The organism is Rhizobium sp. BK313 (assembly GCF_014193655.1).
In the GTDB taxonomy this organism is placed as follows: Bacteria; Pseudomonadota; Alphaproteobacteria; order Rhizobiales; family Rhizobiaceae; genus Rhizobium.
Genome location: NZ_JACHZQ010000001.1, coordinates 2,284,442 through 2,299,099 on the forward strand (window position 1 = coordinate 2,284,442; position 14,658 = coordinate 2,299,099).

The window sequence follows — 14,658 nt, forward strand, 5'->3', positions numbered from 1 at the left end:
GCTAGGCGCCCACGACCGACTGGAAGACTTTCCGCACGGCTTTCGAAAGCCGTTTCAGTTCCGCTTCCAGCGTACGAATGTCGGGGCAATCGCCGGCGCGGCAGACCAGCTCGATCAGCCCGGAAGGGGCTCTGTCCGGATCGAACGGCCCATCGACACAGAGCCGGATCAACTGCGACAATTCTGTATAGAGATGCAACGCCTCCAGGCAGAGGTCGAGATCGTTGCGGTCCATCAGGCTACCGCCGAGCAATTTCAGCGCCTCGGTAGTACTGAGGCCGTTGGCATCGATGCCGACGCCCCGGGCGGGTGCGATCAGCCGCAGATATTGCGCGATGAATTCGATATCGATCAGGCCGCCGGGGATGAGCTTCAAGTCCCAAATGCTCACGGGCGGCTTTTCCTGCTCGATCAAACCGCGCATCTCGGCGACATCCTTGGCGATCTTTGGGATATCTCGCCTTGCCGAAAGCACTTCGCTGATGATGCGCTCCGCATTCAGCACGAGATCCTCATCGCCGCAAATCAGGCGCGCGCGGGAAAGCGCCATATGCTCCCAGGTCCAGGCCTCCCCGCGCTGATACTTCTCGAAGGAATTGATGCGCGTTGCGACCGGACCCTTATTGCCGGACGGACGCAGGCGCAGGTCGACCTCATAGAGCACGCCCTCCGCCGTCGGCGCGGAGAGCGCCGCCATCAGCCGCTGGGTGATGCGGGTAAAATAGCGCGTCGCATCGAGCGGCTTCTGCCCGGAGGATTCATCAGCTTCATCGTCGTAGTCGTAGAGCAGGATGATATCGATATCCGAACCCGCGGTGAGCTCGAAACTGCCGAGCTTTCCCATGCCGACGACGGCTACGCGTCCGCCGGGATAGTCGCCATGTGCGGCCTGAATTTCCTTCATCACCGCGTTCAATGCCGCCTCGACGATCAGATCGGCAAGATAAGTGAATGCACGGGCCGCCATGGCACCGCCGATTGCGCCGGTCAGCAGGCGAATGCCAATCAGAAAACGCTGCTCCGAAGCGAAGATGCGCAACCGATCCAGCACCTCCTCGTAGTGCTGCGCCGGCGCCAGAAAGCTGTCGATGCGCTCGGCCAAATAGTCTCGTGTCGGCAGCTCTGCCATCAGGCCCGGGTCCAACATGCCATCGAAGACATGCGGCTTGGCGGCGATAATCTCGGCAAGTCGCGGTGCTGACGACATGATGTTGACGATGAGCGAGAGCAGCGTCGGATTTGTACTCAGCAGCGAAAAGAGCTGAATACCAGCCGGCAGGCCGGAGATGAAACTATCGAAACGCAGCAGCGCCTGATCCGCCCGCTTGCTCTCGCCGAAGACGCGTAGCAGCTCCGGCGTCAATTCGGTCAACCGCTCGCGCGCCTCGACCGATTGCGTGGCACGGTAGCGGCCGTAGTGCCATGTGCGGATGACATGGGAGATATCGGAAGGACGCTCGAAGCCCAGGCGGCGCAATGTTTCCAGCGTATCTGGATCATCGCCCTGGCCGGTAAAGACGAGGTTGCCGGTCTCGGTCGAAAGCTTGGTCTCCTGCTCGAACAGACGCGCATAGCGCCGCTCGACCGTCTTTAGCGTGGCGACCAACGCCTCGGCAAAGCTGGATAGATCGGGGAAGCCCATCATGAAGGCGATACGCTTCAGCTCGGCATCCGTTTCGGGAAGCAGATGCGTTTGCTCGTCGCGCACCATCTGGATGCGGTGCTCGACATCGCGCAGAAACCAATAGGCCTCCGTCAGTTCATCGCGCGTTTCCGCGTCGATCCACTTCGCCTTGGTCAGCTCCGCCAATGTTTCCTCGGTGGCGCGGCCGCGCAGCGCCGGCATGCGTCCGCCGGCGATCAATTGCTGCGTCTGCACGAAGAACTCGATCTCGCGGATGCCGCCGCGGCCGAGCTTGACATTGTGGCCTTTGACCGCAATCGCGCCGTGACCCTTATGCACATGGATCTGCCGCTTGATCGAATGGATATCCGATATCGCTGCATAGTCGAGATATTTGCGGAAGACGAAGGGTACAAGATCGCGAATGAAGGCTTGGCCGGCGGCAATATCGCCGCCGACGGCGCGCGCCTTGATGAAGGCGGCGCGCTCCCAATTCTGTCCCCTGCCCTCGTAATAGATCATTGCCGCATCGACGGGGATGGCAAGCGGCGTAGACCCGGGATCGGGGCGCAGACGGAGATCAGTTCGGAAGACGTAGCCGTCTGCAGTGCGCTCCTGCAGGATGCGCACCAGTCGGCGCATCAGCCGCGGGAAGATATCGATCGCATCGTCAGGGTTGGGAACGATGCCGGCCATCTCGTCGAAAAAAACGACCAGGTCGATATCGGAGGAATAATTCAGCTCCTCGGCGCCGAGCTTGCCCATGCCGAGCACGATAAGGCCAGAACCGCAGCTCGGCGTCGAAGGGTCGCGGACCGTGATCTTGCCGGCCTCGTGCGACGATAGCAACAGATGGTCGATCGTTGCTGAAATCGAGGCTTCGGCAAGGGCGCTCAGCCAGCGCGTCGTCGCTCTCCCGTCGAAGATGCGGGCGAGGTCGGCAAGCGCAATCAGGAAGGCGGCGCGGCGCTTGGCGATGCGCAAGCGGCTCATTACCTCTGATTCCGAGGGCGACGATGCATCATCGGAGGCCGGCAGCCAGGCGCGACGAGCATCGGCCACGAGAACCTCGATTTGCGGCGACAGCGGTTTGCTGATGGCTGCGGCGAGCAGCGCCGGGTCGAGATTGGCGGTTTCGCGGAGATAGGGTGAGAGTGTCAATGCGGCGGCAATGAAGTCGCGCAGCGGACCGTCGCTATTGAGAAGCGCGGCAATTAGCGGTTCCGATGCGGCGATATCCTTGAGGTCGGCGAGCGTCGATTTCAGCTCCGTCTGATTGAGCGGGCGAAGTCGCCCGGGCGGAACATCCTGCAACAAATCGCTTTCCGTCGTCGTCATCCAGCTCTCCCCAACTGCGCCGCGCCTCCGATTGAACGGGTAAAGACGCAAGTAACATCTTGAATCGATACATGATCTCTAAAATCGGGCGTCGATTTGGAGACGATGCACGGAGCAATCCGATAGTGCAGGATTAATCTATTGTTTCTGCGTGGGGAAGATCATGGTTACGGTCAGGCCGCGAGCGTCTGCACTGGCCGGGTCGGTATCGGAAAGTTCCAGCCGGCCGCCATGCAGCTCCATCACCGCTTCTACCAGTGCGAGACCAAGGCCGGTGCCGGGTTTGGAGCGGCTCTCGTCGAGGCGGAAGAAGCGTTTGACAACCTCCGTCCGCTGGTGGGCAGGAATACCCGGACCATGGTCCGCGACAGCAAGATTCACGGCATCGGGCGTACGCGACAGTCTCAGCACGACCGCCTGCTTGCCTGGGCAGCCGGAGGCATATTTGACGGCATTGTCGATCAGATTGAAGATCGCCTGGCCGATCAGCTCGCGATTGCCCTGCACCTCGACATCAGACTCGATATCGGTCGTCAGTGTCAGGCCTGCCTCTTCAGCGACCGGCTCATAAAGCTCGGCCGTGTCCGCAACAATGGTAGAGAGGTCGACGCCTGTCATCTCAGCAGCAACGGAACCTGCCTCGACGCGGGAGATCATCAGCAGCGCATTGAACGTGCGGATCAACTGGTCAGACTCGCCGATAATGCCTTCCAGAGCGACACGCCGGCCTTCGTTGTTGGCATTGTCGAGCGCATCAGCCGCTTTGTTGCGCAGCCGCGTCAGCGGCGTCTTCAAGTCGTGGGCGATGTTGTCAGAGACCTGCCGCAAGCCTTCGTTGAGCTTCTCAATGCGCTCCAGCATGGCGTTCAGCGATGTCGACATGCGATCGAATTCGTCGCCGGAGCCGCCGACCGGCAGCCGCTGCGAGAGATCACCGGCCATGATCTTGCGGCTGGCATCGGTCATGCGGTCGATGCGCTTCAGCGCGTTGCGGCCGATACCGAACCAGATGACCAGCGCACCGAGACCCATGATCGCCAGCGCCAGCATCAAGGCTTGGCGCACCAGCACGCGGAAGCGCTCCGGCTCGCCAAGGTCGCGGCCGATCAGGATGCGCAGGCCATTGTCGAGAAGGAAGATATTGGCGATCGCCAGATGCCGTCGTTCAGGGTCGGTGCCTGAGTCCGTATAGCGCTCATAGATGAAGGGCAATTCCGTCCAACCGGCTTCGCCGAGAACGCCAGGCTGCACCGACGCGACGTTGCCGGCGAGGATATCACCGGAGGGGCTGGCGATGACGTAGAGATTGGCGCCGGGTTGGCGCGCGCGGCGCTCCATCGTGCGCAGCAGCAGGTTCAAGCCGCCCACATCGTAAGCGCGCTTGACCTGGCTGACTTCCTGCTGCACGGCATCGCGGATCTGCCCGGTCAGCAACCGCTCCGACATGGCCGTGACGTAGAAGACGAGTGTAGCGGCGCAGAGCGCAAAGAGGAGGATGTAAAGGGCGGACAGGCGGACTGCGGTGGACTTGAAGAGAACGCGAAAGCGGCTCATCCCTCGTCCTTGATCATGTAGCCGGCGCCACGGATCGTCTTCAACAGCGGCTGGCTGAAATCTTTTTCGATCTTCGAACGCAGCCGCGAGACGTGCACGTCGATAACGTTCGTCTGCGGATCGAAATGGTAATCCCAGACATTTTCGAGCAGCATGGTGCGCGTCACCACCTGGCCGGCATTCTTCATCAGATATTCGAGCAGGCGGAATTCGCGCGGTTGCAAGAGTATCTCCTTGCCGCCGCGGCGAACCTCATGCGACAGCCGATCGAGCTCGAGATCGCCGACGCGGTAGAGCACATCCTGCTCCGGCGTGCCCTTGCGGCGACCGAGAACTTCGACGCGGGCGAGCAATTCACTGAAAGCATAGGGCTTCGGCAGGTAGTCATCGCCACCCGCACGAAGTCCGGTGACGCGATCGTCGACCTGACCGAGTGCGGACAGAATGAGAACCGGCGTATGCACACCCTTGCGACGCAGTTCGCTGATGACGGAAAGACCGTCGCGGCGCGGCAGCATGCGGTCGATGATGGCGACATCGTAGACGTTTTCAGTCGCCATGAAGAGGCCGCTCTCACCGTCGCTCGCATGGTCGGCAATAATGCCGGCCTCGCGAAACGCCTTGGTGAGATAAGCGGCGGCTTCGAGATCGTCTTCGATAATCAAAATCTTCATGTGAACAACATTACCCGTCGGCGATGCCTCAGCACAACCGGAATCGGAGGAGTTCACAGCATGTTGGCCAGCGGTTGTCATCTTCTACCTGCCCTGAAAGCCATTCGTCGATAAGCCATGGTCCTGTCCCAAAAATCACTATGCACTTTTGGAGACCACGCCTGGAAACAAAGGAGCCGCGCTAGCCGTGGCCTGCGCGGCTCCCAAATCACTTCAATTGGCCGAAATATCAGCCGGCGTTGATCGGCAGAGCGACGAAGCGGCTACCGTCGTTGGACTGAATCTGGAACAGCGCGCGGGTGCGGCCGTCCTTCTTCGCCTGGTCGATAACCTTGGCGATGTCGCCGGCATTGGAGACCTGCTGGTTGTTGACCGAGGTAATCTTCTCGCCTTCCTTCACGCCCTTGTCGGCAGCGTCGGAGTCCGGATCAACACCCGTAATCGCGACGCCCTTGCCATCATCGGATGGACCGACGGTGAGGCCGAGATCAGCAAGCGCCTTTTCCGAGGATGGCTGCTGCGGCTGGGGCTGCTGCGAGTTGTCGTCGTTCGAAGCCTGGTTCTGGTCGGCCGGCAGCGTGCCGAGTTCGACAGTAACCGACTGGGCCTTGCCGTCACGCCACAGCGAGACATCGACCTTGGAGCCCGGCTGCATCGCGCCGATACGGCGGGCGAGATCGCGCGGATCCTTGACCGGGTCGCCATTGACGGCGGTCACAACGTCGCCATTCTTGATGCCGGCCTTCTGGCCGGGAGAGCCGTCCTGCGGGGATACGACGAGCGCACCGCTCGGCTCGGACAGGCCGAGGGATTCGGCGATGTCCTTGGTCACCGGCTGGATCTGCACGCCGAGCCAGCCGCGCGACACGGTGCCGGTCTTGATCAGGTCGGTGACGACGTTCTTGGCGGTGGTCGCGGGGATTGCGAAGGCGATGCCGACGCTACCACCAGACGGAGAGAAGATGGCGGTGTTGATGCCGACAACCTGGCCGTTGAGGTTGAAGGTCGGGCCACCCGAGTTACCACGGTTCACCGCTGCGTCGACCTGAATGAAGTCGTCATAAGGCCCGGAGCCGATATCGCGGCCACGGGCCGAGACGATGCCGGCGGTGACTGTGCCGCCGAGGCCGAAGGGGTTGCCGACCGCAACGACCCAGTCGCCGACGCGAACCTTGTCGTCGTCAGCCCAATTGACGTAGGTGAACTTCTTGCCCTTGCCGTCGACCTTCAGCACGGCGAGGTCGGTGCGCGGGTCCTTGCCAACCAGCTTGGCATCGAGTTCCGTGCCGTCATTGAGCACGACGACGAAAGCTGCGCCGTCTGAAACGACGTGGTTGTTGGTAACGAGATAGCCGTCTTCGGAAATGAAGAAGCCGGAGCCCTGCGCAACCGGGCGCAGACGGCCCTTGCCATCCTGCTGGCCCTTCTGCTGGTTCTGGCCTTGCTGCTGGTTATGACCCTGCTGCTGTTCAAACTGCTTGAAGAACTTCTTCAGCGGATGATCGTCCGGCAGTTCGTCGAAACCGCGACCGAGGCCGAAGGAATCGTCTTCATCGGCGACCGGATTGACGCGCGACTCGACGCGAACGGAAACAACTGCCGGAGACACGGCGTCGACGACATTGGCGAAGCTCGGAACCTGCGGAGCCTGGACATTGACGGCATCGGCATAGGAACGGCTGATTTCAGCCGGAACGCCGGTGGCGAGGGCAGCGACAGCGAGGCCGGCGACGACAGAAGCCTTCATAGCGGTGCTACGGGACAGAACGTCCTTGATATTCCTGAACATATGCGAGTTACCTTCTCTTCTCTCGTCCGATTGTTCTTCTGCCGGTGGAACCGGCGGTGATGGGTTATGGGAAAGATATAGGGCTTCAGACCTTACAGCGAACTGTCCGACCAATGAAAAGTTCGTAATGTAGCGAAATGTCTTCGACGGGGTAAAGACAACTTGTCGTGCAACATCACTTGCCGAGGATCTCGTTGAGACGCGCTTCTTCCTCTGCCGTCAGCCGCGTCCCCGTCGGCTTACCCGCACGGCGTCGGGCATAGACGATAAGAGCAAGCCCGCCAACGAGGAAGAGCGTGGCCGGTGCGCCCCAGAGCAACAGCGTCTTTTCGCTGAAGCGCGGCTTCAATAGCACGAACTCGCCGTAACGAGAAACGAGATAGTCAATTACCTGCTTGTCGGTATCGCCGTCGACGAGGCGCTTGCGCACCAGAAGGCGCAGGTCGCGGGCAAGATCGGCATTGGAATCGTCGATCGACTGGTTCTGGCAGACCATGCAGCGCAACTCGGCCGAAATCGTTCGCGCGCGTGCTTCGAGGGTCTTGTCGGGCAGCACCTCGTCGGGATTGACTGCGAAGGCGGGTGCGGCGGCGAGGAGGACTGCCAGAGCCAGGACCAATTGCCGGATCATTCCGCCGGCTCCATAACTGGGCGGACCGGCTTCGCCTTACGGCTCGGCGCGCCGACGCGCAGGCGACGGTCACTGAGCGAGACGAAGCCGCCCAGCGCCATGACGATGGCGCCGCCCCAGATGCAGATGATGAAGGGCTTCCACCAGATGCGCACGACCATGCCGCCATCGTTGGTGGGATCGCCGAGCGAGACGTAGAGCTGGCTCGGACCAAGGGTCAGAATGCCGGCCTCGGTCGTGGCCGTTCGGCTGGCGGTGAAAAGGCGCTTGGAGGACGAGACGTTGGCGACGGCGACGCCACCGCGGGTAACCGTGAAGCGGGCACGATCCTCGGTATAATTCGGACCGACACCCGGTTGGATGCCGTCGAAACGCAGCGTATAGCCGCCGAGATCAGCGGTGCCACCCGGCTTCATCTCGGTGATGTTTTCGGTTTGGAATGTCGTGACCGCGACGATGCCGAGCACGGTGATGCCGAGCCCGGCATGCGCAAGCGCCGTCCCGAACGCCGAGCGCGGCAGACCCATCAGCCGCCGCCACGCAACGTTGCCCGCCACCTTGCCGACGCCGGCGCGATACCAGAGATCGGTGACCGCGCCGAAGACCAGGAAGAAGCCGGCCGCCAGACCGAGAACGGCAAGCACCGGCCCGCCATGGCGGAGGTAGAACAGGACCAGACCGGCGATCAAGGCAAGACCGGCAGCGACATAGAGCCGCTGCAGCACGCCGAGCAGGTCACCGCGCTTCCAGGCAAGCAGTGGCCCGAAAGGAACCGCAATCAGGATCGGCGTCATCAGCAGGCCGAAGGTCATGTTGAAGAAGGGCGGGCCGACGGAAATCTTGTCGCCGGTCAACGTCTCCAGCGCCAACGGATAGAGCGTGCCGGTCAACACCGTGCCGCAGGCGACCGTCAGGATAAGATTGTTCAGCACCAGCGATCCCTCGCGCGAAATCGGCGCGAACAGGCCGCCGGCAGCAAGCCGCGGTGCGCGGAAGGCAAAGAGCGCCAGGGCGCCGCCGATGAAGATCAACAGGATGCAGAGAATGAAGATGCCGCGGGTCGGATCGCTGGCGAAGGAATGCACCGAAGTCAACACACCGGAGCGCACCAGGAAGGTGCCGAGCAGCGACAGCGAGAAGGTCAGGATCGCCAGGAGAACCGTCCAGATCTTCAGCGCATCGCGCTTCTCCATGACGAGCGCGGAATGCAGGAGAGCCGTGCCGGCAAGCCAGGGCATGAACGAGGCATTCTCCACCGGATCCCAGAACCACCAGCCGCCCCAGCCAAGCTCGTAATAGGCCCAATAGGAACCCATGGCGATGCCCAGCGTCAGAAAAGTCCAGGCGGCGAGCGTCCAGGGACGAACCCAGCGCGCCCAGGCGGCATCGATACGGCCCTCCAGCAAGGCGGCGACGGCGAAGGAGAAGCAGACGGAGAAGCCAACATAGCCAAGATAAAGCAGCGGCGGATGGATCGCCAGGCCGATATCCTGCAGCACTGGATTGAGGTCTTTACCCTCGGCCGGGGCCGGATTGAGGCGGATGAACGGATTGGAGGTCAAAAGGATGAAGATCAGAAAGGCCGACGAGATCCAGGACTGCACGGCGAGCACATTGGCGCGCAGCGTGTCCGGCAGGTTGCGCCCGAACAGCGCCACCATGGCGCTGAACAGCGCCAGAATCAGCAGCCAGAGCATCATCGATCCCTCGTGATTGCCCCAGACGCCGGAGATCTTGAAGATCAGCGGCATCAGCGAATGAGAATTCTCCCAGACGTTCAGCACGGAAAAATCGGAGGCGACATAGGCATAGGTCAAAACGCCGAAGGAAAAGGCGACCAGTGCGAACATAACGACTGCGCCGATCGGTGCGATGTCCATCATCGACAACTCGCCCCGCCGCGCCCCGATCACAGGGATGATCGAGACGACGATCGCGGTCGCGAGCGCCAACACCAGCGCGTAGTGTCCGAGCTCGATGATCATTGGCTTGCTTCCTCACCCTTCCAGACGCCGTCCGCCTTCAGCTTGTCGGCGACTTCCTTCGGCATGTAACGCTCATCATGCTTGGCAAGCACGCTGTCGGCAACAAAGACATCGCTGCCCGGCTCGAACCTGCCTTCGGTAACGACCCCCTGCCCCTCGCGAAAGAGATCGGGCAGGATACCATTGTATTTGACTTTGATCGCATCGGTGCCGTCGGTCACGGAAAACTGAACCTGCGTTCCTTCGCCGCGCACCAAGCTACCCTGACCGACGAGGCCGCCGAGGCGGATCAGCGTGCCGGCGTTGACCGGGCTCTTGGCGAGATCGCCCGGCATGTAGAAATAGGCGACAGACTGGCTGAAGGCGAAGAGAACGAGCAGCACTGCGGCGGCGATGAAGCCCATGCCGCCGGCAATGACAGCCAGACGTTTCTGTTTGCGGGTCATTGCTGCGTCACCTCCGTCGGCAGTCCGAGCTCCTTCGCCAGTGCCAAAAGCTGTTGCCCTTCGCCGCCGTCAGCGGGGAAGGTCTTAAGGCCGCGCTTCAGGGCATCCACCGCGCGGTCCTTGTCGTTCAGCACGGCGTAGGAGCGGATCAACCGCATCCAGCCCTCGAAATTCCTGGGATCTTCCTTGAGCTTGGCGTCCAGGCTCTCGACCATGCCACGGATCATTTGCTGGCGATCGCCGTTGTTCATGGCATCTGCGGCAGCAACCTGCTCGGCGCTGGGATTGCCGGGCGCATTGGCGTTTGCCGGACCTGCCCCGGCCATATCGGCCGTGCCGCCGTTCTTGGCGATATGGTCGTTGACAGCAGCCATCCATGGCGCGTCGGCAGGCGATTGTTTCGCCAGCGCCTCGAAGGCAGTCTTGGCTTCCGCTGCCTTGCCGCCCTGCTCCAGCGCCAGCGCGAGGTAAAAAAGCGCGCGCGGGTTATCGGCATCAAGCGCCAGCGACTGCTGCAATGTAGCCCGCGCCTCTGCCGTCACGACGCCGTCGGCCTTCATGACCAGAACTTCGCCGAGATCACCGAGCCGCTCGGCGCTGGGGCCGAGCAGGCGAATGACATTGCGATAGGCAAGCTCAGCGTCGCCGATGCGGTTGGTCTTAAGGTAGATCGGCGCCAGCACTTCCCAACCCTTGCCGTCGTCCGGATGTTGCGCCAGATGCCGCTCGACCTTGACGATCGAGATGGCGAGATCGTTGCCGGGATGTTCGAGCCGCGCTTCCAGTGGCTGTGACGGCAGGCCGGGATTGCCCTTGGAAAGATAGAGACAGAGGCCGACGACCGGCAGCAGGATGATGATGAAAGCCTGCGAGAAGCGATTGCCGCCCGCAGGCGCTTTCGCGGCACTCGGTCCGGCATTCGAAACGGCAAGCAGGCGGCGGCCGATTTCGGCGCGGGCATAGCCCGCCTCTTCCGGAGAGATCAGGCCGCCCGCGAGATCGCGGCCCAGCTCGCGAAGCTGATCGCGATAAACGGCAGCCTCGCCGGCACGCCCGTCATCAGTCACCTTTGCTCCGCGCAGAAGGGGATAGAGCAGGACGGCGCCGACAATCGCCGTCAGAACGGCTACGAGAATCCAGAACAGCATAGACGCCCAATACTTTAACGGGGCGCTTATTCCAACCGCCAAAGCCACGTTGACGAAGATTTGAGGCGTTTGGCCGCGATTTTCGGGACCGCCGAATTCAAAAGCGCATCGCGATCCCTAGGATTCGCTCCTCGCGCTTTAGGCTCTTGATTTTGCGCATGTCGCGCAAAATCGTTGCGCACTTTGCGCGATATGCGTCAGTTCAATGGCGTCCAGGTGCCGTCGTCGTTGCGGCAGGCAGCGCCCCTCGCCTGGGTCGGTTTACCGTCGACGGTGATCGTGTGGGTGTATTGGCGGCAATTTTGCGAGCCGACCTGATAGGGTGCTGCGGCCACGACCTCGCCATTGACGTTCTTGCCGGTCCAGGCGACGGGCTGGCCGAGCGGTGCGGTTTCCAGTGCCCGATATTCCGCTTCCAGCGCTCGTTGCTTGTCGTTGTCGCTGAGCTTGATGCCGGTGCGACCGACGATGCCTCCATCCAAGGCCGCGATGTAGCGCGTCGAGGCAGCTGGTTTGGCGGAGGAGGAGAGAAATCCGGTGACGCCACCTTTGCCGCTCGTTGTCGAGCAGGCGGAAAGGGCGATGGCGGCGAGAAGGGACGGAGCAATCAGAAAAAAGGTGCGAAGCTTCATACAACCGAACCAGTATCAACGAGCAAAACTAGAGGTACTGCGATGCGGCATCACCATGGCGCACCGCATCTTTCTGGCATCATGCCGCGCATCACGCAACATCCTTTGTTACCCCCGGTAGAATTAGGCTGGCGCGAAGTCCACCCCAGGAACCTCGGGACAGTTCCAGCCGCCCCTGATATTCGTTGGTGATCTCGCTGACGATCGACAGGCCGAGACCGGTGCCAGGTTTGCTTTCATCGAGCCGGCGGCCGCGCTTCATCGCCTCGCGAATCTGATCCGGTTCCAGGCCCGGGCCATCGTCCTCGACCACCAGTTCCACCCAGTGACGTCGTGCCGGATCGATGCCCTTCACCTCGGCCGGCGCTTCGTTGGCCGCGACGCGCACCTTATGCTCGGCAAAGCGCGCGGCATTTTCCAGGAGATTGCCGACCGTTTCCTCCAGATCCTGCTGCTCCATGGCAAGCGACAGGTTCGGCGAAACGAAAAGCTCGAATTCCTTATCGGCATTGAGCCGCCGCATGACGCGCACCAGCCGCTCCAGCGCCGGCTCCGCGTCGGTGCGGGCGAGCACGGATTCGCGCTGCGCGGCGATGCGGGCGCGGTTGAGATAGGATTGCACCTGCCCCTGCATGACCTCGGCCTGGTTCTTGACGAGGTCGCCGTGCGAACGCTCCAGTACGCGGGATTCGTTAAGCAGGACCGCGATCGGCGTCTTCAGCGAATGGGCGAGATTGCCGACCTGCATGCGCGCCCGCTCGACGATGCGGCGGTTGCTGTCAATCAGCGCATTGACCTCGTTGGCGAGCGGCAGGATTTCACGCGGGAAATCCCCCTGCAATCGCTCGCTCTCGCCGGCACGGATGCGCTCCAGTGCCGCGCGCGCCTTGTCGAGTGGCTTGAGGCCATAGAGAATGGCGAGCGCGTTGACGACAAGGCTGCCGACGCCGAAACCGACGAGCGCGAAATAGAGGCTGTGAGAGAAATTGCGGACGTCGTCCTCGACCACGGCGACGTTGCCGGTGACACGGAAGCGCGCGGCGCGGCCGTCAGTGTCGAGCACGACCTCGGTCTCGGCGACCTGCACCTGATTTCCGAAGGCGTCGGTGACGATGTAATAGCGCTCGTAATTCTTGTCGAAAGGCGCTTCCAGGACCGAAAGAACGGGTAGGCTCGAGGCGCCGAGCGAGGGGGAAACCAACGGCGTTGCCGTATAGGTGCCGAGCGGTTCAACCATCCAGTACCAACCGGTCTTCGGCTGGGCGAAACGCAGGTCGCCAAGCTGCGGGCTGCCGGACAGCGCCCCCTGATCGCCGATCGTGACCGAGTTGATGACATTATAAAGCTGCGCCCTCAGTAGATCCTGAAAACCGCGTTCGGCGCTCTTGCGATAGATATTTGAGATGACAAGGCCAATCACCACCAGCGCCACGGCGGACCAAAGTGTGGTCAACAGCAGAACACGAGCAGTGAGCGACTTAATTCGCATTGGTCGGCGCTTGGATGCGATAGCCGAGACCGCGGACGGTTTCGATCAGGTCGACGCCCATCTTCTTGCGCAGGCGGCCGACAAAAACCTCGATCGTATTGGAATCGCGATCGAAATCCTGATCGTACATATGCTCGACCAGCTCCGTGCGCGAGACGACCTCGCCCTTGTGGTGCATGAGGTAAGCAAGCAGCCGGTATTCATGCGAGGTAAGCTTCAGCGGTTTGCCGTTGACCGTGGCCTTCGAGCTTTTGGTATCGAGGCGCACCGGGCCACAGATGATTTCAGACGAAGAGTGGCCGGCGGCGCGGCGGATCAACGCCCGGATGCGGGCCAGCACTTCTTCCACGTGGAAGGGTTTGGCGACATAATCGTCGGCGCCTGCATCGATGCCGGCGACCTTGTCGCTCCAACGGTCGCGGGCCGTCAGGATCAGCACCGGCGTCCCCCTGCCTGCGCCGCGCCATTTCTCCAGTACGGTGATCCCGTCCATTTCCGGCAGGCCTATATCGAGGATGATCGCGTCATAGGGCTCGGTCTCGCCGAGGAAGTGCCCTTCCTCGCCGTCGAAGGCGGTATCGACAACATATCCTGCTTCCTTCAAGGCTTCGGCAAGCTGGCGGTTCAAATTGATATCGTCTTCGACTATGAGAATGCGCATATTCCGACCCAATTTCCCCGGTTCGAGAAATAGTACTGCAAATCAGGCCCGAGTGGAATCTGGCGGCCATAAAGATTTTGCGTGAGATTCAAAGCGTTAGAGTGTCCTTTGCGTGTCGGCGTGAAAGTGTTTCCACCTACATCGGCACCTTCATGGTCACCTTGCGCGGCCGCTGACCATTGCCCTGGACGAGAACGGTAATGACGCAGCTATCGCCTGACGGCTGTGCAGAAAGGAGCTGTCCCCCGGTCTTGGCAACTACCTCAGCGGCAGCCTCGCTGCAGTCGCTATTCGCACGCGCCACCAGGGTCGGCGTCGGCGTCGGCAAAACAGCCGAGCCGGCCATGACGGCGGCCGCTGCTGCTATGCTCAGAAATGATGCCATGCTCCAGACTTCCCATGGGGACATTAACTTGAGCGAATATTTACCCAAACGCGTCTGAATGGCAAATGAATGGGCCGTAATTTTCCACGCGCAGAACGTGCGCGCAGGCCTCCATCCCCTTTAAGTCCTTGCGTTTATTCGACCTGAAGACGACGATATCAGCGATACGAAGGCAGCGGCTCGCCGAATGCTCAGAACCTCGGCCGCTGACCCGCGTCGATGATGGGCTGACGCTTGCGACAAAGGTTTCCGAGGGCACTCGGAAAAGTCAGGCATTTTTAATCTTTCTTGATTATCATCAA

The 14,658-nt window shown here is 61.5% G+C and carries 12 protein-coding genes; all 12 read right to left on the reverse strand.

Going from position 1 to position 14,658, the window contains the following annotated elements; all coding sequences use genetic code 11:
* Nucleotide 1: 1 nt before the first annotated feature.
* The 12 genes from FHT86_RS11030 to FHT86_RS11085 all read right to left on the reverse strand — a co-directional run bounded on the left by FHT86_RS11030 (nucleotide 2) and on the right by FHT86_RS11085 (nucleotide 14,356).
* Entirely contained in the window at nucleotides 2-2,962 is a 2,961-nt protein-coding gene (locus tag FHT86_RS11030) for a bifunctional [glutamine synthetase] adenylyltransferase/[glutamine synthetase]-adenylyl-L-tyrosine phosphorylase (protein ID WP_133706765.1), read from the reverse strand.
* Between the two features lie 138 nt (nucleotides 2,963-3,100).
* Entirely contained in the window at nucleotides 3,101-4,516 is a 1,416-nt protein-coding gene (locus FHT86_RS11035; RefSeq protein ID WP_133706766.1) for a sensor histidine kinase, read from the reverse strand.
* Entirely contained in the window at nucleotides 4,513-5,271 is a 759-nt protein-coding gene (locus tag FHT86_RS11040) for a response regulator transcription factor (RefSeq protein WP_133706767.1), read from the reverse strand. Before FHT86_RS11040 ends, FHT86_RS11035 begins: the two co-directional genes overlap by 4 nt.
* 148 nt (nucleotides 5,272-5,419) lie before the next feature.
* Nucleotides 5,420-6,979 (reverse strand): Do family serine endopeptidase, encoded by a 1,560-nt coding sequence (locus FHT86_RS11045; RefSeq protein ID WP_133706768.1) that lies wholly within the window; start codon nucleotides 6,977-6,979, stop codon nucleotides 5,420-5,422.
* Between the two features lie 175 nt (nucleotides 6,980-7,154).
* Nucleotides 7,155-7,610 carry a cytochrome c-type biogenesis protein gene (locus FHT86_RS11050; protein WP_133706769.1) on the reverse strand — a complete coding sequence of 152 codons (456 nt, stop codon included), beginning with the start codon at nucleotides 7,608-7,610 and terminating at the stop codon, nucleotides 7,155-7,157.
* Complete coding sequence (locus FHT86_RS11055; RefSeq protein ID WP_133706770.1) at nucleotides 7,607-9,595, reverse strand: heme lyase CcmF/NrfE family subunit; 1,989 nt, start codon at nucleotides 9,593-9,595, stop codon at nucleotides 7,607-7,609. Before FHT86_RS11055 ends, FHT86_RS11050 begins: the two co-directional genes overlap by 4 nt.
* Nucleotides 9,592-10,041: a cytochrome c maturation protein CcmE gene (gene ccmE, locus FHT86_RS11060; RefSeq protein WP_133706771.1), complete on the reverse strand. Its 450-nt coding sequence runs from the start codon at nucleotides 10,039-10,041 to the stop codon at nucleotides 9,592-9,594. The genes FHT86_RS11055 and ccmE overlap by 4 nt, the downstream gene beginning before the upstream one ends.
* On the reverse strand, nucleotides 10,038-11,189 hold the full coding sequence (ccmI, locus tag FHT86_RS11065) for a c-type cytochrome biogenesis protein CcmI (RefSeq protein ID WP_133706772.1): 1,152 nt from the start codon (nucleotides 11,187-11,189) through the stop codon (nucleotides 10,038-10,040). Before ccmI ends, ccmE begins: the two co-directional genes overlap by 4 nt.
* Nucleotides 11,190-11,386: 197 nt before the next feature.
* Nucleotides 11,387-11,821: a hypothetical protein gene (locus FHT86_RS11070; RefSeq protein WP_133706773.1), complete on the reverse strand. Its 435-nt coding sequence runs from the start codon at nucleotides 11,819-11,821 to the stop codon at nucleotides 11,387-11,389.
* Between the two features lie 91 nt (nucleotides 11,822-11,912).
* Nucleotides 11,913-13,310: a sensor histidine kinase gene (locus FHT86_RS11075; protein ID WP_133706774.1), complete on the reverse strand. Its 1,398-nt coding sequence runs from the start codon at nucleotides 13,308-13,310 to the stop codon at nucleotides 11,913-11,915.
* The gene (locus tag FHT86_RS11080; RefSeq protein ID WP_133706775.1) at nucleotides 13,300-13,971 is read right to left on the reverse strand and encodes a response regulator transcription factor; all 672 of its coding nucleotides are present in this window, start codon (nucleotides 13,969-13,971) and stop codon (nucleotides 13,300-13,302) included. Before FHT86_RS11080 ends, FHT86_RS11075 begins: the two co-directional genes overlap by 11 nt.
* 136 nt (nucleotides 13,972-14,107) lie before the next feature.
* On the reverse strand, nucleotides 14,108-14,356 hold the full coding sequence (locus tag FHT86_RS11085) for a hypothetical protein (protein WP_133706776.1): 249 nt from the start codon (nucleotides 14,354-14,356) through the stop codon (nucleotides 14,108-14,110).
* Between the last annotated feature and the right edge of the window lie 302 nt (nucleotides 14,357-14,658).

Excerpts from the sequence above, each read along its gene's own strand:
- FHT86_RS11030 (WP_133706765.1), bottom strand. The coding sequence starts at position 2,962 with ATGACGACGACGGAAAGCGATTTGTTGCAGGATGTTCCGCCCGGGCGA.
- FHT86_RS11035 (WP_133706766.1), bottom strand. The coding sequence starts at position 4,516 with ATGAGCCGCTTTCGCGTTCTCTTCAAGTCCACCGCAGTCCGCCTGTCC.
- FHT86_RS11040 (WP_133706767.1), bottom strand. The coding sequence starts at position 5,271 with ATGACAACCGCTGGCCAACATGCTGTGAACTCCTCCGATTCCGGTTGT.
- FHT86_RS11045 (WP_133706768.1), bottom strand. The coding sequence starts at position 6,979 with ATGTTCAGGAATATCAAGGACGTTCTGTCCCGTAGCACCGCTATGAAG.
- FHT86_RS11050 (WP_133706769.1), bottom strand. The coding sequence starts at position 7,610 with ATGATCCGGCAATTGGTCCTGGCTCTGGCAGTCCTCCTCGCCGCCGCA.
- FHT86_RS11055 (WP_133706770.1), bottom strand. The coding sequence starts at position 9,595 with ATGATCATCGAGCTCGGACACTACGCGCTGGTGTTGGCGCTCGCGACC.
- ccmE (WP_133706771.1), bottom strand. The coding sequence starts at position 10,041 with ATGACCCGCAAACAGAAACGTCTGGCTGTCATTGCCGGCGGCATGGGC.
- ccmI (WP_133706772.1), bottom strand. The coding sequence starts at position 11,189 with ATGCTGTTCTGGATTCTCGTAGCCGTTCTGACGGCGATTGTCGGCGCC.
- FHT86_RS11070 (WP_133706773.1), bottom strand. The coding sequence starts at position 11,821 with ATGAAGCTTCGCACCTTTTTTCTGATTGCTCCGTCCCTTCTCGCCGCC.
- FHT86_RS11075 (WP_133706774.1), bottom strand. The coding sequence starts at position 13,310 with ATGCGAATTAAGTCGCTCACTGCTCGTGTTCTGCTGTTGACCACACTT.
- FHT86_RS11080 (WP_133706775.1), bottom strand. The coding sequence starts at position 13,971 with ATGCGCATTCTCATAGTCGAAGACGATATCAATTTGAACCGCCAGCTT.
- FHT86_RS11085 (WP_133706776.1), bottom strand. The coding sequence starts at position 14,356 with ATGGCATCATTTCTGAGCATAGCAGCAGCGGCCGCCGTCATGGCCGGC.